The 26,035-nt window shown below is 69.7% G+C and carries 14 protein-coding genes; 3 read left to right on the forward strand and 11 right to left on the reverse strand.

Annotation, left to right across the window (positions count from 1 at the left end; genetic code table 11):
- Positions 1-33 precede the first annotated feature (33 nt).
- Positions 34-1,308: a hypothetical protein gene (locus tag GWK61_RS09085; RefSeq protein ID WP_194907028.1), complete on the reverse strand. Its 1,275-nt coding sequence runs from the start codon at positions 1,306-1,308 to the stop codon at positions 34-36.
- 339 nt (positions 1,309-1,647) lie between these two features.
- On the opposite strand from GWK61_RS09085, the gene GWK61_RS09090 reads away from it, so the two are divergent.
- Together GWK61_RS09090 and GWK61_RS09095 are read left to right on the forward strand one after the other, a co-directional pair.
- Positions 1,648-1,929 carry a hypothetical protein gene (locus tag GWK61_RS09090; protein ID WP_194907030.1) on the forward strand — a complete coding sequence of 94 codons (282 nt, stop codon included), beginning with the start codon at positions 1,648-1,650 and terminating at the stop codon, positions 1,927-1,929.
- A gap of 182 nt (positions 1,930-2,111) precedes the next feature.
- Positions 2,112-4,055 (forward strand): hypothetical protein, encoded by a 1,944-nt coding sequence (locus tag GWK61_RS09095; RefSeq protein WP_194907033.1) that lies wholly within the window; start codon positions 2,112-2,114, stop codon positions 4,053-4,055.
- Positions 4,056-4,177: 122 nt separating this feature from the next.
- Here the strand turns inward: GWK61_RS09095 and GWK61_RS09100 are convergent, their stop codons facing one another.
- From GWK61_RS09100 to GWK61_RS09125, 6 genes are all read right to left on the reverse strand, one after another.
- Positions 4,178-6,010 (reverse strand): glycosyl hydrolase family 28-related protein, encoded by a 1,833-nt coding sequence (locus GWK61_RS09100; RefSeq protein WP_194907035.1) that lies wholly within the window; start codon positions 6,008-6,010, stop codon positions 4,178-4,180.
- A gap of 5 nt (positions 6,011-6,015) precedes the next feature.
- Positions 6,016-7,854 (reverse strand): beta-galactosidase, encoded by a 1,839-nt coding sequence (locus tag GWK61_RS09105; protein WP_228562005.1) that lies wholly within the window; start codon positions 7,852-7,854, stop codon positions 6,016-6,018.
- Between the two features lie 468 nt (positions 7,855-8,322).
- Complete coding sequence (locus tag GWK61_RS09110; RefSeq protein WP_194907036.1) at positions 8,323-10,326, reverse strand: sigma-70 family RNA polymerase sigma factor; 2,004 nt, start codon at positions 10,324-10,326, stop codon at positions 8,323-8,325.
- 151 nt (positions 10,327-10,477) lie between these two features.
- The gene (locus tag GWK61_RS09115) at positions 10,478-11,251 is read right to left on the reverse strand and encodes a hypothetical protein (RefSeq protein WP_194907038.1); all 774 of its coding nucleotides are present in this window, start codon (positions 11,249-11,251) and stop codon (positions 10,478-10,480) included.
- 110 nt (positions 11,252-11,361) lie between these two features.
- Positions 11,362-12,909 (reverse strand): cellulase family glycosylhydrolase, encoded by a 1,548-nt coding sequence (locus tag GWK61_RS09120; protein WP_194907040.1) that lies wholly within the window; start codon positions 12,907-12,909, stop codon positions 11,362-11,364.
- A gap of 169 nt (positions 12,910-13,078) precedes the next feature.
- Positions 13,079-13,711, reverse strand: a complete 633-nt coding sequence (locus GWK61_RS09125; protein WP_323747470.1) for a TetR/AcrR family transcriptional regulator — start codon at positions 13,709-13,711, stop codon at positions 13,079-13,081.
- Positions 13,712-13,899: 188 nt separating this feature from the next.
- On the opposite strand from GWK61_RS09125, the gene GWK61_RS59405 reads away from it, so the two are divergent.
- Positions 13,900-15,834: a helicase-associated domain-containing protein gene (locus GWK61_RS59405; protein ID WP_194907042.1), complete on the forward strand. Its 1,935-nt coding sequence runs from the start codon at positions 13,900-13,902 to the stop codon at positions 15,832-15,834.
- Between the two features lie 98 nt (positions 15,835-15,932).
- Here the strand turns inward: GWK61_RS59405 and GWK61_RS09135 are convergent, their stop codons facing one another.
- From GWK61_RS09135 to GWK61_RS09150, 4 genes are all read right to left on the reverse strand, one after another.
- Positions 15,933-17,201 (reverse strand): plasmid pRiA4b ORF-3 family protein, encoded by a 1,269-nt coding sequence (locus GWK61_RS09135; protein WP_194907044.1) that lies wholly within the window; start codon positions 17,199-17,201, stop codon positions 15,933-15,935.
- Between the two features lie 96 nt (positions 17,202-17,297).
- Entirely contained in the window at positions 17,298-20,210 is a 2,913-nt protein-coding gene (locus GWK61_RS09140) for an FtsX-like permease family protein (RefSeq protein WP_194907046.1), read from the reverse strand.
- 2 nt (positions 20,211-20,212) lie between these two features.
- On the reverse strand, positions 20,213-23,617 hold the full coding sequence (locus GWK61_RS09145; RefSeq protein WP_194907048.1) for an FtsX-like permease family protein: 3,405 nt from the start codon (positions 23,615-23,617) through the stop codon (positions 20,213-20,215).
- 143 nt (positions 23,618-23,760) lie between these two features.
- Positions 23,761-25,956 (reverse strand): MMPL family transporter, encoded by a 2,196-nt coding sequence (locus GWK61_RS09150; protein WP_194907049.1) that lies wholly within the window; start codon positions 25,954-25,956, stop codon positions 23,761-23,763.
- Positions 25,957-26,035 lie beyond the last annotated feature (79 nt).

Here is a 26,035-nt window from a genome sequence, read left to right on the forward strand (position 1 = left end):
GCAGGCATCCCGGCTCGTAGGTCCGCATGTGCGCTATTGGCGGCCTCGTTCGGATCTTCGCCCTGGCCTCTTCAGCCAGTTTGGCCCACGCGAGCCGACGTTCGCTTTGCGGAGCTCTGCCAAGCGCGTCGGCAAGACGGTGATGCTGGGGGTCGGCTCATGGTGGAGAAACGTCGGTTTCTTGCGAGCCAGCATCGCCTCGCCGTCACGGTCCCAGCGGAAACCCTTCTTCCCCAGCAGCTTGGCGAAGACTCGGTCGACGCTGTCGGGATGGTCCGCGGCCAGGCGGCGGAAGAGGAATGGTGGAATCGAATCGGCGCTGAGATAGCCGCGGAGGGTGGTCAGCCGCGCAGGGGTCAGCTGTTCGACCGGGACGGTGAACGGTTCGACGGCTGCGGCGAAGTCGTTGAAATAGTGGATTCCTTCGGCGTCGTCGTAGACGACGGCGACGCTGTCCGACATGAGGATCTCGTCGGAGAATGCCACGAGGTCTTCCGGTCCGGGCACCGGGTATCCGTACGATCCTGTTGCCGAGGGGCCAGGCTGTCGCGACTTGTAGAACTCCACCAGCAGCGCCCGCACAGTCTGTGGTGGGCCGACGACCAGGTCGGTACCGGCGAAGTCGATGAATGCGGCTCGTTCCTCGGCCTGCCGCTGCCAGGCCATCGCCATCAGTTCGGTGTTGCGCCGCATCACGCGCGGGTCGGTGAGGACGGTCTGCACGGCCGCTTGGACGAGTTCCGGGCCGTCCCCACGCCCGTAGGCGGCTTGGGGCCCGGAGAACAGCCACATGTCGAAGTCGGCGTGTGCGGGCACGACCCGCGCGACGACAAACGTCTGCGGCTTCATGAGCTTCAAGACGTCCGAGCGAGCCGTCGCCCACGTCGGATACAGCAGATCGTCCAGCAGGTTGTGCAGCAACAGCCCGCCGTCGAGACGTTCGCGGACCTCGAAGCAGCCCTCGACCACCTCTTGCCAGCGCAGAAGCGTGCCCTTCTCCTCCTCGCTGAAAGCCGGGCGGCGTTGTTCGGCGAACCGCCGCACGATAGTGCCGCCGTCGGGCTGCTTCTTCTGCAGGATGAGCGCGTCGATCGCTGTGATCGCAGCGCCCGGGTCCAGAACCCCGTCGGGATCGACGGCTTTGCTGAGCGCTGCATTGAACTGCTTGGAGAACCGCGGCTGCCGCACATAGTCGACGAGCTCTTCTTTGAGGTCCCCGCACACTTCGGTCGTTCGCTGAATGACGTCGGCCGGCGGCAGCCGAAGCTGCGCCGGGTCAGGGCCCGACCAGCCCTGCCTCGAGCTCACGTTTTCTCCTCGCTTCCAACAAGCGTACGTCCCGTCGGACCTTGATAGCGCCGTACTCGTCGGCGTAGCCAAGTATCAACCAACGCCGCAGACGGCTGGAGGCTGTCGCTGGATTCCGTCTGTCCAGGAAGCCGTCGGTACCCGATCGAGTGGTGGGCGCATGCCCCGAGCGCCGATGCGCAGCGCGTTGCAGAGAGATCATTCCGGCAGGGGCTCGTCGAGTGTGCGAGGGTCCGACCGTAATCAATATGCTGCGAGCCGGCGCCTCGTGATGAAGCACAGCGGCGTTGTCTGGCCTCGCGCGAGGCTGACGTGTATCTGCAGGCAGGGAGGTGCTCGATGGACGATGGCAGCTTGTACACCAAGCAGGGCCACTTGATCCGGGTGCGGGGCGATGCGCTTTACGACACGTCGGGGAGGCAGGTGGGGCGGCTGGTCGAGGGCAAGGTGTATGGGCCTGACGGGCGGTATGCGGCGACTGTGGTCGATGACCGGCTTGTCTTTCGCGCGAGTGACAGTCGGCGGGTGTCCAGCCCCTTCGTTCCTCGGCGGGTGCTGCCGGTGTCGGCGCTCAAGAGGCTGCCGTCGATGATCCTCGGCGAGGAGCCGTTCGCCGGCTAGGCGGGGGCGTGCGGCGTGCGCGATGTCGCAGTGCCGCCGACAGTTATGCCAGGGAACTGACAACCTGGCTTGGGTCCGACCCCGTCTAGCAGGTGACTGTCCACGAACGGGAGAGACCAGTGTCAGAGAACAGCATCAGCCGCCGCTCGGTCCGTCGGAGAGCGGCCGTCCTTGGCCTGGCGGTGGCTACCACCACTTCCACGGGCGCGCTAACCGCCTCGGCGGCGGTCAGTACGGCGGCGGCGACGGCGGCCTCAGGTGTGCCGGCGCGGTCCGCCGTGCATGTCAGTACGCTGCCGAACGGCGATCGGGTCACCGTGCGCGGGTCGGGGGCGCGTACGTCGACGATGGTGACTGGGCCGGATGGGCATTCGGTGCCTGCGGTGCAGATGGACGTGGGTGGGCACGCGTACGTGATTCCGGTGTCGGTTATCGCTTCGGGTCAGGCCTATGATTCGGCCGCCTATGACACCACGGCAGCCGCGCGCCCTGCGGCTGTCACGCCGCATTACCCGCTGAGCATCCTGGAGATCGACGGCATCGGTCTCGACGGTGGCGCGGCGGCTCAGGCGACCACGTTCCTGTTCAACACCGATGACATGAAGCGGTACGCGAAGCCGATCCCGCTGCGCGGCGGGGTCGCGCGGGTCGCGGTGCCGAGCGGGAACTACTGGGCGGTCACGGTCTTCGCCACCTACGACCCCGCGACCCGCGACGCCACCGAGCACGTCGTGACCCGGACCGATCTGGCGGTGACCGGCTCGGGCACCACCACGCTGACGGCGGACGAGCGCAGTGCGACCGCGCGGGTCGGGGCCGTCACGCCGAGGCCTTCCACCGCCGACGGGGACGTGGAGAGCATCGCCCGGACCGACGCCGCGGGGGCGACGGGCCAGGTCTCGAGTGGGAGTACCGGCGCCACCTGGGTGACGCCGCAGCCGGCCGCGCGGATAGGCACCCTCGCCTACCGCGTCGTGCAGTTCGGTGCTGCCGGACCCGCCGGGCCCGACCCCTACCGCTACGACCTCAGCTTCCCGCCGGCCGATCACATCGACGCGAACCAGACCTATCGGCCGGACCCGTCGCGGATCCAGACCTCCCACAACGTCTTCGCCACCGACGCGGTCAACCCCGCGCACCAGGCCGCCTGGGAAATGGCGGCCACCGGCCCGAACGGCGGCGGCGGAACGGAGCACATCGTGCCCGCTCCGGGGCGTCTGACCGACTACCTCGGGGTGTCGACCGACGACATCGACTGGTTCGCCTTCTACTTTCCGGTGGAGAACGTACCGAACCAGAACTCAGAGCTCGAATTCACGGACCTCGGCTTCTACCGGGGCCCGGGCGAGACTTGGCGCGCCTGGGGCCACGGCCCCCTGACGCCGCAGGTCGGCCAGTACACGAACGCCATGGCCTGCAACGCGTGCGTGAACCCGAGCAACGGCGTCATGGACTTCGGCATCACCGAGTTCGCCGACAGCGACCCGAACAGCGCTGCCCGCGACCTCGGCTCCGGGTACACCGAGACGTTCAGCGTCTACCGCGACGGCGTCCAGGTCGCCACGCAGCCCGGCTGGCCCCACACCGAACTCCCCGGCCCCACCGCCCAGCCCGGCACCTACCGCATGGTCTACGACGCCGACACCACCGGCAGCGGCCTGCCGATGTCGCAGTCCACGAAGACCCATACCGACATCACCTTCCGCTACGCGACGGGGTCGGCGGAGCAGCCCGCCCTCCCGACGGATGACTTCTGCTACGCGGGGGGCTTCGACTCCACGGGGTGCGAAATCCTGCCGGCGCTGTCCCTGGACTACCAGCTCGTGACCGACGGCTCCGACACCAGCCGCCTGCCGGTCCAACTGCTCGACCTCGGCGTCGGCCACCAGTCCTACCAGGGCCAGGGCTCGCACGCGGCGATCACCGGCGCCACCGTCTCGGTGTCCTACGACGCCGGAAAGACCTGGGTCCCGGCCGTCGTGGCCCCGACCCGTGACGGCCACTACCTGGCGGCGTGGCCCAACAACGCGCCGAAGGGCAGCACGCCGTGGCTGAAGGTGACCGCCACCGACGCGATCGGCGGCTCGATCAGCCAGACCGTCGCGAACGCCTACACCATCGGCTGAGACGAACTAGAAGGGGCTCCTCTTCGCAGGTTGCTCGCGTCCGGCGTGCGGTGAAGGGGAGAGGCAAGGCAATACGGGCTCTCACGTTATGTGAGAGCCCGTATTTCAGTTTCCGTCGACGCTTACCGCGCGACCGACGGATAAGGCGGGTAGACCGGCGTCGGGCTGGTCGTGGTGCAACTGGTCGGCAGGACCCCGGAGTTGCCGCCGTTGTCGGTGACCTTGAAGCTGCCGCCGTCGCAGCTGTAGCTGGGTGTCTTGCCCAGGTTGGCCTGCGCGATACCGGTGCCGGTGACGTTCTTCAGCGTCACCGAGGCGCCGGTCTGGTCCTGGAAGGCGAACGTGCCGGTGCCGGCGATGGTCACGGTGTCCAGGTTGACGCCGTTGACCGTGCCCTGGATCCACTGCACGGCCTCGTAAGGGCTCTGCTCGATCAGGGCATTGGTGACGTTCAGCGGGCCGGCGATGGTGGCCTGCTGCGCGTCGAACCAGAGGGCGCCGACGCCGAACTTCCAGTTCGGGTCGAGGTCGCCGTCGCGGAGCATCGTGTTGTTCTGGATCGTGTAGAGGCCGACGGGGGTCGACTTGAAGCGCTGGCCGATGTGGATGCCACCGCCCTGGCTGATACCGCTGTCGACGACCAGGTTGCCGCTGATCGTGTTGCTGTTCCCGCCGTAGCCGGCGATGCCGTTGGCGAGCTGCTGGAGCTGCACGGTGTTGTTCGAGATCGTGTCCTGCGAATCGGCGCCGATGCTGGCGTCGGCCCACAGCGCGATGCCGTCGTCACCGGTGTTGCGCACGTTGCTGTTGGTGATGGTCGAACCGGTGACGCCGCCGTGCAGGTTGATGCCGTCAGCCGTGGTGTCGCGGATGCGCATACCGCTGAAGGTCAGGTTCGACATCGGGCCGTCCATCCAGGCCCCGACCTTCATGTGCTCGATCCACAGGTTCGACACACCGGAGTTGCTCATGGCGCCGCCGATCCCGTTGACCTGCGCGCCGTCGTTGCGGATCTGGACGTTGCCGGAGATCGCGAAGTTCGACAGGTGCACGTTGGTGCTCGGGTTCGGCGCGGAGTTGCCGTAGAAGCCGGGCGCCGTACCGGCGACGGTCGAGTACCACATGCCCGCGCCTTCCACGGTGACGTTGTTCACCGCGATGTGCCCCGGGATGTTGAACGTCCCCGGCGGGATCCACACCGTTCCGCCGTGTCCGGCCGCGGCGATCGCGGCGTTGAACGCGCTCGTCGCGTCGGCGACCCCGGTCGGGTCAGCGCCCTTACTCGTCACGGACACCGACCCGGCGGGCTGGCTCGCGGGCACGGCCACGTGCTCGAAGTCGGCGACATCGACGGTGTACGCGGAGGCCGTGTCCTCGGAGTCGACCTGGAGCTTGAAGGTCGTGCCGGCCGGATAGGTCGTGGAGAACAGCCGGTGCACCTCGTCGTAGAAGTGGTGCGCCTTGCCGTTGCTGGGGTTGTTGGTGAACGGGTACGTGCCGTAGTACCAGCTGTAGGCGTTGGTCAGCGTGAAGTCGGTCTGCTTGGCGCCATTGATGTACAGCGACAGCGGCGCGGTGTAGGTCGAACCGGTCGCTGTATCCGGGATGCTGTAACGGAAATCGATCGAGTTCGTGGCCACCGGCGTGGTGAAGGTGACGTACTGGCCGGTGCCCTGAAGCGTGACCGCCTTGCGGCCCGAGGCCTCGTCGGCGAGTTGGCCCGCGGTGAAGCTGGGGCCGATGACGGTGCCGTTCGTCGGCTCCTTCTCCGCCTCGACCTCGGTGTACGGCAGGCTCGCGCCGCTGCCGCCAGTGGCGACTGCCGGTGCGGCGTGGGAGGGAGTCGCGACGGCGGTCGAAGCGAGGCTGACCACGGCCATGGGTATCCCGGCGACGAGCGTTACAGCGCTGGCGAACACTGCGGTCCGCCGAAGTGTTCGGTGGGAAAGAGGCATGACGATCAGCATCCTGACGGAGTAGGAGTTCCCGACGGCACGCCGCCGGCCACCATCGACCACTTGGTCAATGAAGCCGCGGCAAGACTGGCCGAGGCGCAGACGCCGCCGGAGACCGCCTTCTGCGGAATCGTGGCGCCGCTCGCGTTGACGAGGTGGTAGCTGCCCGATGCCAGGCCGAGGCCGGCCGGGTTCACGGTGATCACGTTGTTGTACGCGGTGCCGGAGTTGATGTCGGCGATCGTCAGCTGCGCGCTGGTCTTCCCCGCCGCGACGACCGGGACGATCTGCACGATGCCGCTGTTCGCGAGCTTCGCGTAGGCCGGGGCGTACTGCGCCAGCTGCGAACCGGCCGTCAGCAGGTTCCCGCCGGCGTTCTTGTACGCGGTCAGGTTCGCGTCCACGCCGTTCATCGGCAGGACCGCCTTGTACTGCGCGAGCTTGACGACCCCGGAGTTGACCTCCTGGCTGGTCACCACGCTGAAGCCGGCCTGGTACCCGTCCCAGAGGGCTGCGATGGTGTTCTCCGGCGCGCCGAGGTTGGGGCCGGAGGCGTTACCGAAGGCCGCGGAGGCGTCGATGTACACCGCGACCGGCTGCTGCGGATACGACCCGGACAGGCCCTTGATGTTCGCCAGCCAGTTCGTGTAGATCGGGAAGGCGACGACGTCCTTCTGCGTGCCGTCGTGGATGAAGAAGTCCGTCCCACCGCCGTTCGGGAGCATCATGCCGTAGTTCCCGATCCACTTCACGGCCTGCGCCGCGAGCTGCGTGCTGTCGCTCGGCGCGGTCCACTCCGTGGCGACGTTGACGCCGTAGGCCCGGCCCATGCTGGCGAACAGCAGGTCGATGCCCGGGGACTCCGAGCAGTCCTGAATGACGGTGATGTTGTACTTCTTCGCCAGCGAGAACAGGACTTCGGGCACGTTCTCGAACGTCGCCCAGTTCCCGATGTGGCCGCCGGAGTAGTAGTAGAGCGGCGTCGAGGCGCTGACCCCGCGGACATTGGCTGCCAGTTGGCCGTAGATCTGCTCCACGGTCCACAGCCGGAACAGCTGGTAGACGCTGGCCAGAGCCTGCCCGGGCGTGGCTGCCGGCACCTGCGAGAACGACGTGTACGAGGTCTTGTTCGCGCTGTTGAAGGCGCTGATGCTGCTGTACGTCTGCGGCAGATACACGTTGTGGAACTTGGTGACGTCCGCCGGGGCCCAGCCGTCGACCGCGCCGCTGACCGAGCTGCCCCAGACCGCGTCGAGCCGGCCGTAGTCCAGGATGCTGCCGCCGTATCCCGCCTCGCCCGCGACGTGCTTGACCGTGTTGGTGACGTAGGTGAGGTACGCCGGCTCGTCCGTGGGGTCCCACCAAGCCGGGGTGGTGCTCTGCGCGCCGGTGTTGGTGATCTCGTGGCTGGTGGCCCAGGCGGCGGGGCTGCCCTTCCAGCCGGAGTACCAGAAGATGAGCACCAGGCGGACGCCGGCGGCCGAAGCGTTGGAGATCTCCTGGTCCAGCTCGCTGTAGTTGAAGGTGCCGTTCGACGGCTCGACGGTGTTCCACGACATGTCGATCTCGGCGGAGGTCAGGCCGTCAGCCTTGAGCGCGGCGAAGCTGGACTGCGACCAGGCAGTGCCGTTGTTGTCCCACTTGAGCTGCGTGGACCAGAACGGCGCGGCCGCCGCCGGCTTGCCCGCGGCCGGCGCCGCGCTCGACGTCTTCGGCTTCGCCGAGGTCGTGGCTTCGGCCGCCATCAACGGTGCGGTGACCAGCGCGACGACCGCGAGCACAGCGCCGACGACGGCGACCGGAAGCGGTATGGGGAATCGCTTCGGGTTTTTCTTGAAAATCATCGCATTCCCTGTCTCAGGGCAGGCCGGAACGCGCCGCGAGGGGGCACTCCCGGCCTGGTGGGGGGCGAGCGGAAAGGTGTCTCATGAGTTTTACCGCGCCCTCACATGTGCGTCGAGGGTTTCCGGGAATTAATCTTCAATCATTCGGCAAAGGATTATTCAAGAACTCGAAGGGCATCGACTCTTTGCCGCCTCTTTCAGGCTCTTGAGCAGGTATTATGTACGCGCAGGCGCGACAGAATCACCAACCGCTTGCACGTCTTACGCAACCTTGCGTTTGATCGGTTGAACGCATTCCGAACGCCGGATGCATGGAAACTTATCTGACGCAGGCTCACCACTGCACAACTAACGATGCGTCAAAGTAATTCACCGCACTAAAACGATGACAGAATTGCGATCGTACGGCGTCCAGGCGTCTAGGTGTCCAGGCGTCGACCACCCGCGGTGCCGCCGACGCGCCGCGCCTCACCGCGGGTACTGGCCGAACACCTGATGCAGGATGTCCATGTAGACCCCGTGACCGCTGGGGCTGGCCCAGGCGGTGGCCGACTCGGCGGCGGTGCCCTCGCCCCACTCGTTGTAGGAGATGATCAGCTGGAACGGGTCCTTGGAGCGGGCGACCGTGGTCACGTCCTGCTTGAACCGCGCCGGATCGCGCGGCACGGCCGGCGTCTGCGTGTCGTACTTCCAGAACCCGGGTGAGGTCACGGCCGAGTACCCGTTCTGGACGTCGAGGTCGTCCACGTACTGGTGCCAGCCTTGAGGCTGGTCGGCACACTGGCGGTAGCCGCCGAAGACCTTGAGGACCACGTAGTAGTGCGCGGTGGCGTTCGCCTGGGCCCAGCGCGAGGCCATGCCGCAGCCGTCCGAGCCGTCGGCGTAGACGAAGATGACCGGCAGGCCGTTGACGTGCAGCCACGCCTTCTGGTCGGAGTACTTGCGCAGATAGACCAGGTCGTCGGCGATCTGGGCGGACGAGGGGTCGCCGTAGGCCTCCTGCTCGTAGTACGCCGACCAGGAGAAGCCGAGCTTCGCCGCCTCGGCCATCAGCAGCGGCGTCCGCTTGTCCTCGCGGCGCCCCTGACCCCACCACGAGATGATCCCGGCCTGGAGCCCGCCGTACTGCATGTCCTGGATCTGCCGGTCGACGGTCGACGCCTGGTCCACGCTGTAGTCGCCGGCGGAGGGGGTGTAGTGGCTGCCGTTGTTGGCGAAGTTCTCGGGATACCAGGGGTAGTAGAAGGCCGCGCGCACCGGGAGCGCGGTGTTGACGATCGTCGAGGGAGCCGAGGCAGAGGACGGGATCGAGCTCGGCTGCGTCGGCTTCGGCGTCGTGGTGTGAGTGGACGGGGACGCGGACGGGCTCGCCGACGGACTCGCGGCGGAGGTCGCCGGTGCGGACGACCCCGGTGTCGGCGGAGCCGTGGTGGCGTTCGTGCCGAGACTGTCCGCGGCGCGCGCCGGGGACGCAGTCGCGTACCGGATGCCCGCTCCCCCGGCCACGACGGCGAGCGCCACGAATCCTGCGACCGTCGCCTTGCCGGCGGCGGGCAGGGCTGTCCAGTGCACGATGCGATGACCGCGCCCGGCCGCCTGGCGCACGGTACGGCTCGTGGCGCGACCCGCGGCGCCCCGACCGAGAGCAGAGCTGGCTCCGGAGCCCACGCCCTTCATCGTCAGCGCCGTCACCGTGACCCGCAGTCCCACCGCGACCGGCACCAACGCCAAGCCCACCAACAGGAACTCGGCGGGAACCAGGTCCTGCTGGAGCACTCCGCAGGACGGGCACTCGCGCACGTGGCGTGCGATGCGCTTGCGCCACAGACCTTCGGGCCGGCCGTCCCAGCGCGCGCAGACCTCGGCCAACTCCGGGCAGCGCCGCGGGGCCGCCAGTGCACGCACCACCGAGCGCGCCGTCTCCAGCCGCGCCTTGGTCCGGTGCACGAGGACGGCGGCCTTCGCAGGGCTGACGTCCATCGCGGCCGCCAGCTCGGACCGTGTCAGATGGCCGGCGGTCTCCAGCCACCACAGGGAGAGCAGCTGCCGGTCTTCGGCGTCGAGCCAGCGCGTGGCCTGCGCCACTTCCAGCCGCTGCTCGGCAAGACCCAGCGTGGCGATGGTGAGGTCGACGAAGTCCGACCCCGGATCGGCCAGCGCCTCCGCCTCGTACTGTGCGGCGTCCGGCGCCGACCGCCGGCGGCTGTCGTGGCGGCGCACCTCGCGCATCGCGATGGCCACCAGCCAGGAGCGGAAGGCCTCGGGATCGCGCAGCTGCGGCAGGTCGCGCACGGCTTGGAACATGACCTCCTGGACCACGTCGTCCACCTCGACGGAGCGCCGCAGCGCCCGCCCGACCACGTTGTAGACCAGGGGCAGATACGCGCCGATCAGTACGTCCAGGGCCCGGCCGTCGCCGGCGCGGGCCGCTTCGACCGTCCTGGCGTCCGGCGCCCGGTTCGCTTCCGTCATGCTCGCTTCCTTCGCTGCCGCAGACCTGTTGTCGTCCTGTCATAGAAGGGAGGGCCGCGGCGCGCCCGAGCATTGCACAAACTTGGGGACCGTCTTGGATCGGTCTTGTGATGTGGTTGGCGTTCACCGGCCAGGCAGCACGTGGACGGGGTCAGTTGGCCCCGATCACCTGGAAGCTCGAGTTCTCGAAGATGTGGTGGATGTTGGTACCGATGTCGTGGACCTCGTAGTCTCCGTCCGGCAGCTGGACGACCCGGTCGACGATGCCGCCGGGGTACTTCTGCAGCGCGGTCTGTACGGCCTGGTTCGCTGTGTCGGAGCCGACGATCGTGCCCTGGCCTTCGGTGTAGTCCGTCGGGATCGTGCCGTATGACTGCGAGGTGTTCTGTTGGCCTTGGTGCACGGCTGTGACGTCGGCCGACGCCGTTGTGTAGGGGCTGTTCGCGGGCTCGACGGTGACTTGGGTGGCGGTGATGGTCGTGCCGTTCACAGTGCCGAGAACGAGGACCGCCTCGCCTGGTGTGAGCGCGCCGGTGGCGTTGGCGTAGGTGGTGGACGAGTTCTCGTCGATGGTGATCGTCTCGCCCACGGTCGTCTTCACGGAGAAACCGGTACCGGTCACGCTGCTGATCGTGCCCGAGGTGCCGCCAGGCTCGTTGGTGCTGCGCGCGTTGGATCCCTGCCCGGCACCACCGGCGCCCGCCTGCGGGGCGGACGAACCGGTGGTGCCGGACGAGGCGGCGGACGTGCCGCCTGCCGAGCCGGAGCCAGAGCCGGAACCGGAGGCGGCGGCCAGGCCCACGCCGATCCCGGTCACCGCCAGTACGGCGATCCCGGCGATCAAGGCGACTTTGCGTTTACGGGGCACGAAAGTGCGCTTTCCGTCTTGCTCCTGGTCAGGGCTGGAGTTGAAATCGGTAGTCATGAGTCACACTCCCCATGTGCGTCTTTTGTATAGACGCTGCCACCGATTTACTCCGCCTTTGATCAGATTTCCGTGTGAATCACATGAGAATGGACGTGTGCCGCACGCGCTCAGCCGGCCGCGGCCTGGATCGCGTTGGCGATGTTCGGCCGTTGCCACTGCGCCGTGTTGCGGTTCATCAGCCCGAACTGGTCGTCGCCGACGCCGGTGTAGCCGTTGTCCCACACCACGACCTTCTGGTTGTGCTGCGCCGCGTAGGAGGCGATGTGCGACTCGTAGGCGGCGACCTGATCGGAGTTGTCGCCGCCGTTGTACGGCTTCACGGTGGCGCCGAACTCCGTCCAGATCACCGGGATACCCCTGCTGGTGAACAGGTTGTAGCCGTTGTTGACGTCACCGTCGGGCAGATAGTTCATCGAACCGTCCCACGTCAGGTAATTCGGGGCGGTGGTGGAGCAGAAAGACCAGGGGTTGTACGTGTGCAGCGACACCGCGATGTTCGCGCCGGCGGGCACCGCGAGGTTGTCGGCGCCGGTCTGGGCGTTGGCGCCGTACGGCACCACGATCAGCCAGCGGGTGGCGTCGTTGCCGCCGACCGCGCGGACGGTGTTGACGAAGTCCTGGTTCAGGGTGTTGATCGGCCCCCAGTTGTCCGACGTGCCGCCGCCGTAGCGGTTGCCGCCGTTGACGTCCTGGGGCTCGTTCATCGCTTCGAACAGCAGGTGGTCGCCCTCGCTGTTGAAGTAGCCCGCGATCTGGCGCCACAGCGCGATGAACTCCGGTTCGGTGGTGGCCATGCCCCCGGTGCTCGGGACCAGCCAGTTTCCGCCGCCGCCGTCGTGGTGGATGTTGACGTCGACGTACATGTTGTCGCTGATCGCCCAGTCCACGACCTGCTTGAGGCGCGCCAGGAAGTTCGGGTCGACGATGTAGTTCGGCGCCCCGCTGGTCAAGTGCGGGTACCAGGTCACCGGGACGCGCAGGTAGTTGAACTTGGTCGAGATCAGGTCGATCATCGGCTTGGTCGTCGCCGGGTTGCCCCAGCAGGTCTCGTTGCAGCTGGTGTCGAAGGAGTTGCCGAGGTTCCAGCCGGCGTGGATCTGCGACCAGAATCCGGTGCCGCCGCCACCGCCACCGCCGTTGCCGTTCACCGTCCAGTGCTGGTTCGCCCCGCCGGTGCAGTCCCAGATCTGGAGGTAGGAGCCGTTCGCGGTGCCGTTCGCGTCGAGACAGCGGCCGGAGTTGGCGTTCGTGACGGTGCCGTTGGTGTTGACGGTCCACCGCTGCGCACCGGTGCCGTTGCAGTCGTAGAGCTGCACGCGGGTGCCGTTCGCCGTGCCGGCGCCGGTCACGTCGAGACAGCGGTTGGAGTTCGGGTTCAGGATCGACCCGTCCGACCGCGCCTGCCACTGCTGCGCGACGGTGCCGTTGCAGTCGTAGAGCTGGGTCACGGTGCCGTTCGCGGTGCCGGCGCCCTGAGCGTCGACGCACCGACCACTCTGCTGGCCGACGATCGTGCCGGATGCCGACGCCGATGCCGGCACCGCCGTCGATACCGAAGCCGAAGCCGCGGCCGATACCGAAGCCGAGGCCGAGACCGCGTTCCACGACGTCGTCGTCAAGCTCACGGCTGCGACCGCGACCGCGGCGAGCGCCATGCGCCACCGGTATCGCCGACGAGGGTTGGGACACATGGCGGAGGATCGCATCATTGCTCGTCTCCTGAGGCTGACTGCCTTATACCTATTACCTAGCAGGTACTAGGTAGCGATTGCTGTGGAAGGTAGTCGAGAGCTGATGCTGCGGCAAGAGGTGTAAGGGGGCTGATCAGAGCCGACCGAAGAGCGCCTCGGCGGCGGCTTCCCACTCCTGGACCAGGTCGATGGTCCCGGGGTCGCGGAGCCATTGCAGCTGCACGCCGTCCATCATGGACACGATCTGGCGTGCGAGCAGTTCCGGGCGGTCCGTCAGCTCCTTGGCGAGCGCGGCGAACGAGGAGACCACCCGCGCCTGGCGCGCGGCGAAGTAGTCGTGGGCCGGATGGTCGGGGTTCAGTGACTCGACCGCCAGCACCGCGAACAGCCGTACGATCTCGGGCTGCCCGGCGTTCCTGCGCATCGTCGCCTCGCACAGCCGGCGCAGATCGACGCCTTCGGGGCCGCCGTCGGACCACTCGTCGGGCACATGCTCCTCGTCGACACCGAGTTGCACGCGCAACGACCTGGCGTCCTCGCGGTCACGGTGCTCCAGGACCGCGACGAGCAGCCCGACCTTGGACCCCACGTAGTGCAGAAGACCCGGGACGGTCAGCCCACACCGGTCGGCGACGTCCCGCATGGACAGGCCCCAGAAGCCGCAGTCGGCGATCAGCTCGCAGGTCGCGGCCATGATCTGCTGCCGACGCTGGGCCGCCGGAAGCCGGGCCCGGCTCCGCCGGGGCCTCCCCGCCGCCTCAGCCACGCTCAACACGCCCCTTCGGTGCCCGCCCGATCACCCCCACACTACTGGCGGAGGCGTCGGTTGCGGTGCGAGCGGTCGTCCCGAACCATCGGCGAGTTTCACTCGGTGGTGTGATGGGCGACCGTATCGGCCGATGGTTCTTGGGCAACTTGGCCGACAGAGGTGTTCTGGGCTGGAAGAATGATGCCGTGCATGACCTTTTCAGCTCTTTGGCGCAGCACGTCGCATCGCTCCCGCAGGACGGGTTCGACGCGTTGATGGCCGCCCGCCCCGACGTGGCAGAGGTGTTGTTCGGCGATGTACCGGACGGGCAGGAGGCGCAGGCGGACGTCGGATCGATCGCCGGGGCGCTGCTGGATCCGGATGGGGTCGCCGAGGCGATGATTCGGCTGGCGCGGCCTGCCGTCCAGGTGCTGATGGCGTTGGCCGACTCGGCGGAGGAGGCCGACGACCGGTCCGGTGGGATGTTCGGAGGGCCGTGGTGCACCGATCTCGTACAGAGAGGAGCGGGCCGGGTCGGGGCGATGGAGGTCATTCGCATGCTGTCGATGGCCGGCGGTGCGGTCGAGGCGGACCCGCGCTCGGCACGGGCGGCGTTGTGCGGGCAGCTGGACGTCGCGGCCCGCGCGGCGGCGGCGGAGGAGTTCGACCGGATCCTCGCCGGCTTGACGAACTCCTGCCTGGTCTGGCCCGAACCTGAGGGCGGCGGGTCCTTGCGGATCCACGACGCCGTGTTCGGTGTCTTGCCCGAGCCGGGACCGCGGTGGGAGGTGTTCGACCTGGTACCGCCGCTGCCGGAGGTGGCACGTCAGCTGCCGGTCGCGGACGTCGATCGCGAGGCTCAGGCCGTGGCGACCGCGGCCTTGGAGCGCGCCGAGCGGCTGCTCAGGCACGTCGCGAGCGACGCGGTGCCGTTGCTCAAGGCCGGCGGGGTGGGCGCTCGTGAGGTCAAACGACTCGTGCGGGCCTGTGGACTGGACGAAGAGGCAGTCAGGTTCTGGCTGCACGTCACGGAACGCGTAGGTCTGGTGGCGTGCCAGAACGGCAAGCTGTGGGCGACGCCGGAATACGACGAGTGGATCTCGGACGAGCCCAGCCGCCGCTACGCAGTGTTGCTCGGAGCGTGGCTGGCGCTGCCGACATCGGTGCTGGGCCCGTTGGCCACGACTGATGCGGCGGGAAAGCCGCATGCGGTGTTGTCCGACCCCGCGTTCGACGGTGTCGGGCACTACGTTCGGGCGGTTGTTCTGGAACTGATGACCGCCTGTGGTGCCGGGGCGGTCGCAGCCGTGGACTCCTTGGCCGATGCGCTGCTGTGGCGAATGCCGCTGCTGATGGAGCCGCAAACCGACGGCATCGCCTGCGACTGCGGCGAGTGCGGGAGTCAGTTCTTCGGCGAAGGCCCGTCGGGAAAGGAAACAGCCACCGCCGCCGTCGCCACCGTGCTCGCCGAGGGCGGCCAGCTCGGCGCCGTGGCGTTCGGCACGATTGCCCCGATCGTTCGCGTGCTTCTCGCCGGACCGCAGGATGACGTCTCGGCCATCGCGGCCGAATTCGCCGCGGCGTTGACCGCGGCGATGCCGGCACCGGTTGAGCGGGTCCGGTTGCAGGGCGACATGACCGTCGTGGCCGCCGGGTTGCCGTCGTCCAGGCTGGCGGCGTTCTTCGACTCAGCCGCCGAGCGCGAGGCCGGCGGCGCCGCGACGGTCTGGCGTATCACCGACGGCTCGGTTCGCCGGTGGCTGGACTCCGGCCGTTCGGCCGAGGAACTGCGCGCCGGCCTGACGGAGTTCTGCGAGGACGAGCCGACTCAAGCCCTGGGCTATCTCATCGAGGACGCCGCGCGCCGCCACGGCTTGGTCGATGTGATCGCCGCCCGTGCCGTCATCGTCGCCGCGGACGAGGGGCTGGGCGCTGAGCTGGCCCTGGTGCCCGCCCTGACCCGCCTTGGCGTGCGCCGTATCGCCGACACCGTTCTGGTTCTGGACGCGCCCCAGCAGGAGGTGCTCAGTGTGCTGAGGTTCGCCGGATACCTGCCCTCTGCTCACGAGGCGGACGGCGCGGTGACCGTCGCGATGGTCGCTCCGCCCAGAGCCCCGTCCGAGGTATTGCCGCAGCGCTGACAGACACCACTCGCACCAACCGACCTGCGCGGCCAGGAGCCGACCTCGCCGACGCTGTGGTGCCGTGGTGCTGTGGTGCTGTGACCGTCCCACTGCCGTCAGACATCCACGGAGGCGCTGCGACCGACCCAGTTCGCGGCTACCCCGCGGTTGGCGGCGTCCACGTCGAAGGCCGCGGCGTCGAACTGTCGTGCGTCGTCGATGCCCAGCCAGTCCAGCGTGTCCTGGTGATCCTCGGCGGCGGGGCCCGCCAAGGTCTCGCGGAGGTTCCGGTAGCCCCACGTACCGCCGCAGTCCTCAGGCGGGCAGGCTGCGGCTCCGTCGACACATCGGGGGTAGGCCGTGGCCGGTTCGGGGGGCAGCGTGGCTTCGACGAGGATCCGGTGCTCCCAGCCGTCGCCGAAGTCATATTCGTAGCCGATGACGGTTCCGGACTTTGCGATGTCGGCCAGGCGGATGGTGTGTTCGGCGATGGTGTCTTCCGCGAAGTCGGGGTCCGGCAACCCGTAGCGGGCCTCGCCGAGGGTGAACACGTGCAGGTGCGAGTCGGTCCAGCCCAGCGCGGCTTGCAGCACCCGGTGCAACCGGTCCAGTCGGATCGACGCAGGCACCAGCACTCGCCGCCACACCACGGGATCGGTGTCTTCGAGCACGACTCGCAGCTGGAACAGTTCTTCGCCGGCTGCTGTGCCGCCATGCGCGGCGAGCAGGGTGGCCAACACCGGGCCGGTGAGTCGAAAGGGACCATCGTCGTGCTCGATCGCGCCGAGTTCCGTCCACAGCGCGAGGACGCGCGAGACGTCTCGGTCGGTGGCGTCGCGAAGCCGGGCCAGTTGTTCGGCGGTCAGGTGGTCCAGGACGTATCGGGACGCGAGGTCGGCCCATACCCCGCTCTGCAGTGCGCCGAGATCCGTTCCGTCGCCGAGACCGAGCCGGAATCGGAGCTGCGCGCAGGTCTCTGGAAACGCCTCCAGTACCAAGGAGGTGATCCATCGGGATGGCACCACGGCGTCGGCCGACACCCCGGGGAACGACTCGAACAGGGCCGCGCGCAGCCGATCGGTGTCCGTCAGAAGCTTGGCGTTCTTCTTCACCGGCACCAGCCGACCACTGATGACGCGGACGAGTCCGCCGGCTTTGGACCACTCGAACAGCAGGTTGAGCCGGACCAGTTCCTGGCTGGACTTGGTCCGGAACAGCTGGTCGCCGATCACCGGATCGATCCGGTCGCCGGTTCCCAGCAGCGGAACGAGCACGCGGGCGTCGGCCAAGGTGAGCCGCCCGGTCTGGGTGAGCTTGCGTCCGTCGGCGATCCACTCCACGAACGCCTGGACCTGCTCCAGGAGCGACCGGTCGCGCCCGTCCATGTCGGGGCTCCTCACATTCGATGGCCGACTGACGGAACCGATCCTTGCACGGCGTGGCCAGGCCCACGCCCAGGCACGACAGGCCCGCCGCTCCCCCTAGTCCCCCGATCGCAGTGCGCTCACAACCGTCAGCGGCCTGCGCAGCGCCGCCTCCGCGAACACCGCCAGCAGCGCCACGCCCGGAACCGCGATCGTGGCGGCCGCCACCACCGCCACGTTCGTGTGCACCGCCAGGTGCGACGAGTTCAGGCCGGCCAGTGCGGACAGGTCGACGGATCCGGCCAGCAACGGCACTGTCGCCAGCCCCGTCGCCAGGCCGCCGACGGTTACCACCAACAGCACAGGCAGCGCCTCCAGTACTGCGATGCGCCGGAGCCGCGGACGGCCGAAGCCCATCGTGGCCAGGAACGCCGCCGCCCGGCGTCGGGCGGCCGAGCCCGCCGCCAGAGTCAGCAGCACGGCCAGTGCGCACAGCAGCGCTTCCAGCACCGTCTCTCCGGCGTACACGCGCTCGGTGAGGCGGTCCAGATCGGTGGTGCCTGCCGCATCCGCGGGCCCGGCTTCCATTGAGATTTGGTCGTTGGGTTCCGAGAACAGGCCCGGTCCGCTCAGCGCCGCCAGAGCCGTCGCGCGGCCGGACACCCATGCGTCGCTGCGGGCCGGTGCTGAGCCGATCTGTGCCTTGAGGATCTGGTAGTCCACCATCAGGACCGCCTCGCCCTTGGGCGCCATGCCCGGCGGGAGCGCCGGGGAGTTGGTGACGATGGTGACCGGCATGCCCGCGTACTGCACGGTGCCCTGGACGGCGCCGTCGGTTCCCGGGGCGGCGCCGGAGGTCAGCAGGGCCGGCAGTGGCGGGTGGCCCGGGTTGCTCTGCCTGTAGTCGGTGGCCGGGCGGGCCGCCGATGCCTGTTCGAGCACTGTCAGGGCGCGGTGCAGGCCCGGGGTGTCCAGGGGGCTGCCCTTGATGACGGCGAGGTAGTCGGCGACGTCCAGGCCGACCAGGGTGACCGGTTGGCCGCCGCTGCTGTTCGCGTCGCCGCCGCTGCCCGCCGCACCGGCCGCGAACGACGCGCCGCCGTCCAGGGACCCGCCGGCCGCAGCGGTGATTCCGGGCATGGCCCGGATCCGGCCCAGGTCGGTGTCGGTGATGCGGGAGCTGCCGAAGCCGGCGAACGGGTCGTTCACGTGCGCGCCGGCCCCGACCGACGACCATTGGTCGACGTCGCGGGCCACCGACAGCGAACGGGTGAAGGTGGCGCCGAACACCGAGCCGGCCAGCGTCGCCAGGATCACCACGGCGGCCAGCGGGCCGATCACCGCGTTGCGGCGCGCCGAGGAGGTCGCGACGAAACCGGTCGCGCCGCGGCCCGATCCCAGCGCCGCCGCCAGCGTGATCGGCACCAGCGGGGCCAGCCGCAGCAGCAGCACCCCGGCGGCCAGCGCCACGGTCACCGGCAGGGTGGCCACGACCGGGTCGATGCCGGTGCCCACCGAACCCAGGCCCCGCGATCGCAGCGTCATGATCTGCGCGGCCAGCAGCGCCAGCACGATCAGCTCCAGCCCGATCCGCGCCACCGCGTCCGTCCGGCCGCCGAGCCGCCGAGCCACGAACCCCGCCGAGCCGGTGCTGCCGCGCAGCGCGGCGGCGGCCTGGCCGGCGCCGAGCACGAACGTCCCGACCACCACTGCCGCGGCCAGCAGCACGCTGCCGGCGTCGAAGGTCGCGTAGCCTGCGGCGCACGCCGCCGCCAACGCCGCCGCCACAGCCGCGGCGGTGGCCGTGGCGACCTGGTAGCCGACACCGCGCGCCAGTTGCGGAAGCGAGGCGCCCCGAGCCCGGGCCACGACCAAATCCGCGCGCTGCCGATGGATCAGCAGCCGTATCGCCAGTGCCAGCACGCCGATCGCGACGGCTGCCAGCGTCGCCAGTCCGAGGGACATGACGACCATGGAGGCGCCGGCGCGGGTCAGGTAGCCGGACAGGATCGGCGGCAGCGGTGTGCTGACTCCCGGTGCTTTGAGGATGTCGACACTGAACCTCGGGTGCTGAGGATCGGTGATGCGTGGCGAGGCGGGCAGATAGGCGCCGCTTTTGACGCGGTTCAGATCGTTGACGATCCCGGCCACGTTCCCGGTGCCGATCGCGTTCGGCTTCAGCGGGAAGTCCCAGCTCAGCACCATGCCGGTGTGGACGCCCGCGACCTGTGCGCCGGCGTCGTCCAGCAGCAGGTCCGAGCGCCAGAACGTCTGCTGTTCGTTCCCGACCATCGTCGTGTCGACTTGGGGTGTGGCCAGGGCGTCCGCGACGGTGGTGTCAGGGTCGGTCCACCACGGGTCGGCCGCGTCGACCGGGGCGAAGATGCCGGCAACGGTCACGTGGATCGGTACGCCCCACAGCTCGGCGGCCAGGACCAGCCGGTCGCCGACACCGACGTGCAGCTTCTGGGCCGAGGCCTGGGAGATCCAGGCCCACACCGTCGGCGCCGAACCGTCTGCCGGTTGGTCGGCGGGCCCGGCCGCCCTGGTGTCCTGGGGCGTCGGCGGGGCAAGGCCGGCGACCGTGCGCAGCTTGCCGTCGGAACCGTAGGGCGGCCGCAGCCCGAACTTGGGCGGCAGGTCCAGGGTGGTGAGCGGGGCGGCGGTGTGGGAGTCGGTGGTCATGGTGCCGGGTCCGGGACTGACGGCGACCATCCTCGCGGTGCCGAGCACCGCGTGCAGGCTCGCCGGCAGCGCCTGTTCCGCCCAGGCGTCGGCCTCGGTCAGGGCCGCGTCGCCGGCGACGATCCGGTCCTGCGTGTTCAGCTGCGCGGTCTCGGTGACCCCGATCCGGATCTGGCCCCCGGCCGAGGCCAGTGCGTCGTGCAGGGCCCGGGTGCGATGCACGTCCAGGTAGCCGGGGACGGCGAACACCGCAGCGCCGGTCACCGCCACCAGCAACGCCACCAGCAGCAGCGTCGTGCGGTGCGCCGCGGCGCCTCGGCGCGCGATGACGTTCACCTTCACCATCGTCAGTCCTCCCCGAGGCGCAGCATGGAACCGACGGCGGTGCGCCGGCTGGACGACAGAACCGTTGCCACGCCCAGGCCGAGCGCGGCGACCGCGGCGGCGGCGAGTTCGGCCATCGGCACCCAGGGATCGGTGATCACCACCGGCGGGACCGCGGGCGATCCGTCGCGGGTGACCATGACCGCCGGAATCAGCAGGTGCGCGAGCAGCTCGCCGATCGCACAGCCGGCGACCACCCCCACTCCCACCAGGAACGCCAGCTCCACCGAGGACGCCACCACGATCTGGCGGCGGGTCGCGCCCAAGGCGCGGACCACGGCGTTCTGGCTGGCGCGCTCACGCTGCGCCCCGATCAGGTGGACCAGGAAGTCGATGAGCGCGAACGCCGCGGCGGCTGCCGCGGCCAGCAGGTACGCCGAGCGGACCCCGTTCTGCGCCGGATCCGTCGTCAGGGTTCTGACGGTGTCGGCGGAGGCCACGACGTTCGCCGGGGTGTCCAGGGCCCGGAGTGCGGCGGCGGTGGCGGCGCTTCGGCCCGGCGCGGTCCGGACCCACCATTCCAGCGTCGTGTCCGGCACCTGGTGGCCGGTGACCAGTTCGGTCTGGGCGTTCCAGCGGCCGAGGTCGACCATGATCGCCGGAACGCCGTGGTCCACCCCGGGCATGGCCGCGATCTCGCCGACGATGTGGCCGGTGATGCTCTGCGTCGCCACGGTGATCTTCGTGGTGTCGCCGACGTGCTGGCCGGTGGCCTTCAGGAACGCGGCCGAGGCGACGACCGGCACCGGCGGCAGGTTGTCGACCTGGTGCGGGGTCAGCGCCGCGGGGATCGTGCCGTAGCCGACGACCACGTTCGTGTCAGTGCCCTGCGCACTGATCGTCGACAGGCTCGTGGTGAGGTTCAGGAACGCGCCGCCGCCGCTGCTCACCGTGGAGTCGACGACGCTCTGGTCGGCCGTGGCCAGGGAGGTCCACGTCCCGGCGGCCGGGGCCGGGATCGGCGCTCCGGCCTGTCCGTCGGCGCCGATCGGCCGGGCCGATTCGACGGCGAGCTGGAGGCGGGAGTCGATGGCGCCGCTGGTGGGCTGCGCCGCTCCCGGTCCCCCTTGAAGTGCCTGGACGGCTTGCGGCGCCTCCTGCGCTGCGACGTCCAGGCTCACCGCGGTCAGGGTCAGCGGCCACGCCAGCGTGCCGGCCGAACCGGTTCCGCCGCCGGAGCCGGAACCCGAGCTGGATCCCGAACCCAAGCCGGATCCTGAGCCGAAGTCGAACGGGACCGTCAAGTCGTGCTCCCGGCCGTCGACCGGCACCGCGACCGAGGACTGCGCCTGCTGGCCGAGCCGGCCGACGATCGACACGGTCAAGGTCGCCGTCGGCGTGTCCGCAAGGTAGCCGGCCGGCCAGATCATCGTGCTCAGACCCGGCATCGTGGCCTTGACCCGCAGCGCCAGCCCGGTCGGCTGGCCGGGGATCGCCAGCGCACGCGCCGCGGATTGGGCGCCCAGATTGGCGGCGAGTGCTGACACACCGCCGGGATACAGGTCCGGCCGCAGGTTCACGGCCCCGGCGACCTTGTCCGACTGCACCGCCAGCACCGTGACCGAGGTGTCGGTGGCGCCGACGGTGTCCACGTCCCGGCTCACCAGCATCGCGCTGTCCCCGGCCGGCAGCCGGCCGCCGATCCCGGAGACCAGGATCCCGGGCTGGTTGTAGCCGGAGGCCCGCAGGTCCGAGCCGACCGCGAACGTGCCCTGATCTGTCTGCGCGCGCCGCCAGGACGCGGAGTAGGACGTGCTGAGCACGGCCATCGCGACGCCGACGACGAGCAGCAGGGCCGGGGTGCCGATGCGGCCGCCGCGGCCGGCGCGCCAGGCGCCGAGTTCAAAGGAGAACCGGCGGCCGCGGCGGGCCGCGGTCTGCCCGAGCCAGCCGAACAGCGGCACGATCCGTACCGCGATCAGCGCGGCGGCGGCCAGGGCGAAGGCCGGCGCGGTGACCAGGACCAGGTTGACGCCGGTGCCCGAGCCGTCGGCCGCCGGGGTGCCGGCGGCGCCGTAGCGGCGCAGCTGGCTGTAGCCGAGCAGGCCCAGGGCCACGCATCCCAGCTCCAGGACGCCGCGACGCAGTGTCGCGCCTGCGATACGGCGAGAGCGGGAGCGGAGTACGTCGCTGTTGGTGCCGCGTATCGCGGTGAGGACGAGGGTCGCGGTGCACAGCGCGGCCGTGACCACCGAGGCGGTCCAGGTCGCGGCTTGCGATCCCGCCGCTGACGTGCCGCTGAACAGGTGCGGGACGGTCGCCTGGGCGATGAGGGGAGCCAGGATCGCTGCCGGGACGGTGAACACCAGCGCCTCCGACAGGGCTTGGAAGGCGATGGTGGGGGCGCCGGCTCCTCGGGCGCGCATCAGCGTCGTGGCGCCGGCCCGGTACTCGACCAGCAGACTCGCCGACATCACCAGGGCGCACAGCGCGAGCAGCGCGAGCATCAGAGTGGGGATCAGGGCGCTGGAGGCGACCACGGCCAGAGAGTGTCGCAGCTCGCTGATCTGGGCCGGCGCGCCCAGGGAGGCTTCGGTCGCGCTGCCCAGGCGGGTGTCCTGTTTCAGGGTGCTGACCAGCGCGCTGAGCTGGTCGGAGAACCGCTGGATGCGAGCCTGGCCGATGCCGGCGGGGTCGGGGGAGATCTGTGCGCGCAGGGTCGACAGGGCCACCGGTGCTGTGGCACGGTCGAACGCCGCGGCGTCCATCGCGAAGGGCCCGTACTGCAGGAACCCGCTGGAAGCGCGCTGCGGGCGGCTGACCCCGGCGCCGCCGAGCGGGTCGAGCTGCCAGTAGTGGTCGGCCGTGTCGTGCGGCTGGTAGATCCCGACGACGGTGATATGGACCGCGGTGCCGCTGATCCGGTTCACGACCGTCACCTGCGCGCCGACGGCCAGTTTCAGCTCATCGGCGGCGGCGCGCGGGACGGCGACCTGGATCGGGCCGGCCGCGTCGCCCTTGGCGGGCCAGGCGCCGGCGAGCAGTTCGGCCTCCTGGTCCAGCCGGTCCACGGCCCAGAACGTCATCAGCGGCGGATCGCCGGTGGCGGTTTTGCCGGGCAGCGCGTAGGACGCCGACACCTGCGCCACGTTGACGGTCGGGTGCGGCAGCGCGCCGGTGTCCTGGGCCAGCGCCGCGAGGGCCGCGGAGCGCTGTGTCGGATCCGGATGGCTGTCCAGCTGCGCGGTGAGCTGCCCGGACGCGCGCCACGACGTCAGCGCCTGCTGCGCCGCGGTGTCGCCGGCCGCGGAGACGAACCGCGCCAGCATCGCCAGCAGCGTCGTCGTGATGACGATGAGCGCGACCACGGCGCTCATCGTCGGCAGCTGTCGCCGGAGCCGGCTGAGAACCAGCCTGTGCGTCGGCATCGCACCCCCTCGCGCGGAACCCCTGAACGCCGGTCGGCGACCGGCCCTTCAGAGCAAGACGTCTCGGCGTGCGCGGCGCGTTGCGGTTGGAGGCGGATCTTTATCGGTCGGTGGCATGGCGGTGGCTGTCGATGCTCAGCCGGTCAGACCGCAGCATGCCGTGCGCGCGTTTCCGGAGCCGCCGTACCGCCGAGCTTCTCCTCAAGCTTCTCCCCCTCGATGTCCGGGTCGGGGACGTGCTTGGCGTACCACTTGGGGTGGTACCAGATGCGTTCGCCGGCGATGGCCATGAGCGCCGGCACCAGCGTGAGGCGGACCACGAACGCGTCCAGCAGGACGCCGATGGCGAAGCTGAACCCGATGGCCTTGGTGGTCGCGTCGTTGGTGAAGATGAACGACGCGAAGACGCTCGCCATGATCAGCGCCGCCGCGGCCACCACGCGGGCCGAGCGCCCGGCGCCGTGCACGACGGCCTCGCGGGCGTCGCCGGTCTTGGTGAAGTGCTCCTTGATGCGCGACACGACGAAGACCTCGTAGTCGCTGGACAGGCCGAACAGCACCGCCAGCAGGATGATCGGCAGGAAGCTGAGGGTCTGGCTCGGTTCGATGTCGAAGACCTTCTTGAACCAGCCCCACTGGAAGACCGCCACCTGTGCGCCGAGGGCGGCCGCCGCCGAGAGCAGGAAGCCGATGATGGATTTGATCGGCACCAGGATCGTGCGGAAGGCGAAGGTGAGCAGCAGGAACGCCAGGCCGACGATGGTGATCAGGAAGACCGGCAGCGCGCTGCCGAGCTTGCCGGAGACGTCGATGTTCGTGGCGGCGACACCGCCGATCAGGATGTGCGTCCCGGTGCCGGCCTCGAACTGTGCGCGGTCCGCGCGGATGCGGTGGACGAGGTCGGTGGTGGCCTTGTCGTTGGGCCCCGTCGTCGGAACGACGGTGACCAGCGCGATGCCGTCGGTGACGGTCGCGACGCTGGAGGCTGCGACGCCGGGCTGGCGGCCGAGGTTCGTGGCGACCTGCTGGGCCTGCGCGGGGTTGGTGACGTCCTCGGCGAGGACGGTCAGCGGCCCGTTGAAGCCGGGACCGAAGTGCGCGGTGGTCAGGTCGTAGGCACGGCGGTCGGTCTGGCTGGTCGGCTCCGAGCTCGCGCCGGGGACACCGAGGTCGATGCGCAAGGCGGGCAGGGCCAGAGCGGACAGCATGAGCACGCCGACGATCAGCACGGGGAAGCGATGGCGCACGACCCAGGCGGCGTAACGGGTGCCGGTGAGCTTGGTCGGATCGGTCACCGAGGTCGTCGTCGCCTTCCTCGCGCGCCGCAGACCCGGGAGGCGGGAGAACCGGGCGGCGCGATGGCCGACGAAGCCGAGCGCGGCGGGCAGCAGAGTCAGCGCGATCAGCAGGGCGACGAGCACGGTTCCGGCCGCGGCGAAGCCCATCACGGTCAGGAAGGGGATGCCGACCACGGCCAGTCCGCACAACGCGATCACGACGCTGAGACCGGCGAAGACCACCGAACTGCCCGCGGTGCCGGCGGCGCGTCCGGCCGCCTCTTCGGGTTCGTGGCCTTCGACGAGGTGCGCGCGGTAGCGGGAGAGGATGAACAGGGAGTAGTCGATGCCGCAGGAGATGCCGAGCATCGTGGCCACCGCCGTGGACGCCGAGGCGATCTGGACGACCGCGGACAGCGCGGTCAGCCCCATCATCGAGATGAGCACGCCGACCAGGGCCGTGACGATCGGCAGGCCGCCGGCGAGCAGTGAGCCGAAGGTGATGACCAGCACCACCAACGCCACGAGCAGACCGACGGCCTCGGAGCTCGCGCCGGCGCCCGGCTGCGGGTGGACGCCGCTGAACTCGACATCGAGCCCGGCGTGCCGGGCCGCGGCGACGGCCGGATCGAGGTCGTCGACGGTACTCGTCTTCACGTCGGAGGCCGCGACGTCGTAGGAGACGGTGGCCAGCGCGACCTTGCCGTCCGGGGAGATCGACTTGGCCTGGAACGGATTGGTCACCGCGGCGACCTGCGGCAGCTTGCCCAGCTGGGCCACGGCCTGGTCGATCGCGGCGGTGCCGGCCGGGTCGGCGACCGAGCCGTCCCGCACCGCGAACACGACCTGGGTCGAGCCGCCCGAGGCGGCCGGCAGCTTCTGCTGCAGGACCGAGACGACCTGCTGGGCCTCGGTGCCCGGGATGGTGAACGTGTTGCTGGTCTTGCCGCCGCCGGCCTGCGCGATCAGCACGGTGGCGAACACCGCGACGAGCCAGATACCCAGCACGGTCCGGCGTCGCCGGAAGCACCAGCGGGCCAATCGGTAAAGGTAGACGGACATCGCGTCGCAGCTCCTCGGAGATAGGGCGGGCCGGTTGTGAACAGGGGCGGGCCGGTCGCGGGTCGGTCGCGGGTCGGAC

Origin of the sequence: Catenulispora rubra (genome assembly GCF_015356825.1) — a bacterium.
In the GTDB taxonomy this organism is placed as follows: Bacteria; Actinomycetota; Actinomycetes; order Streptomycetales; family Catenulisporaceae; genus Catenulispora; species Catenulispora rubra.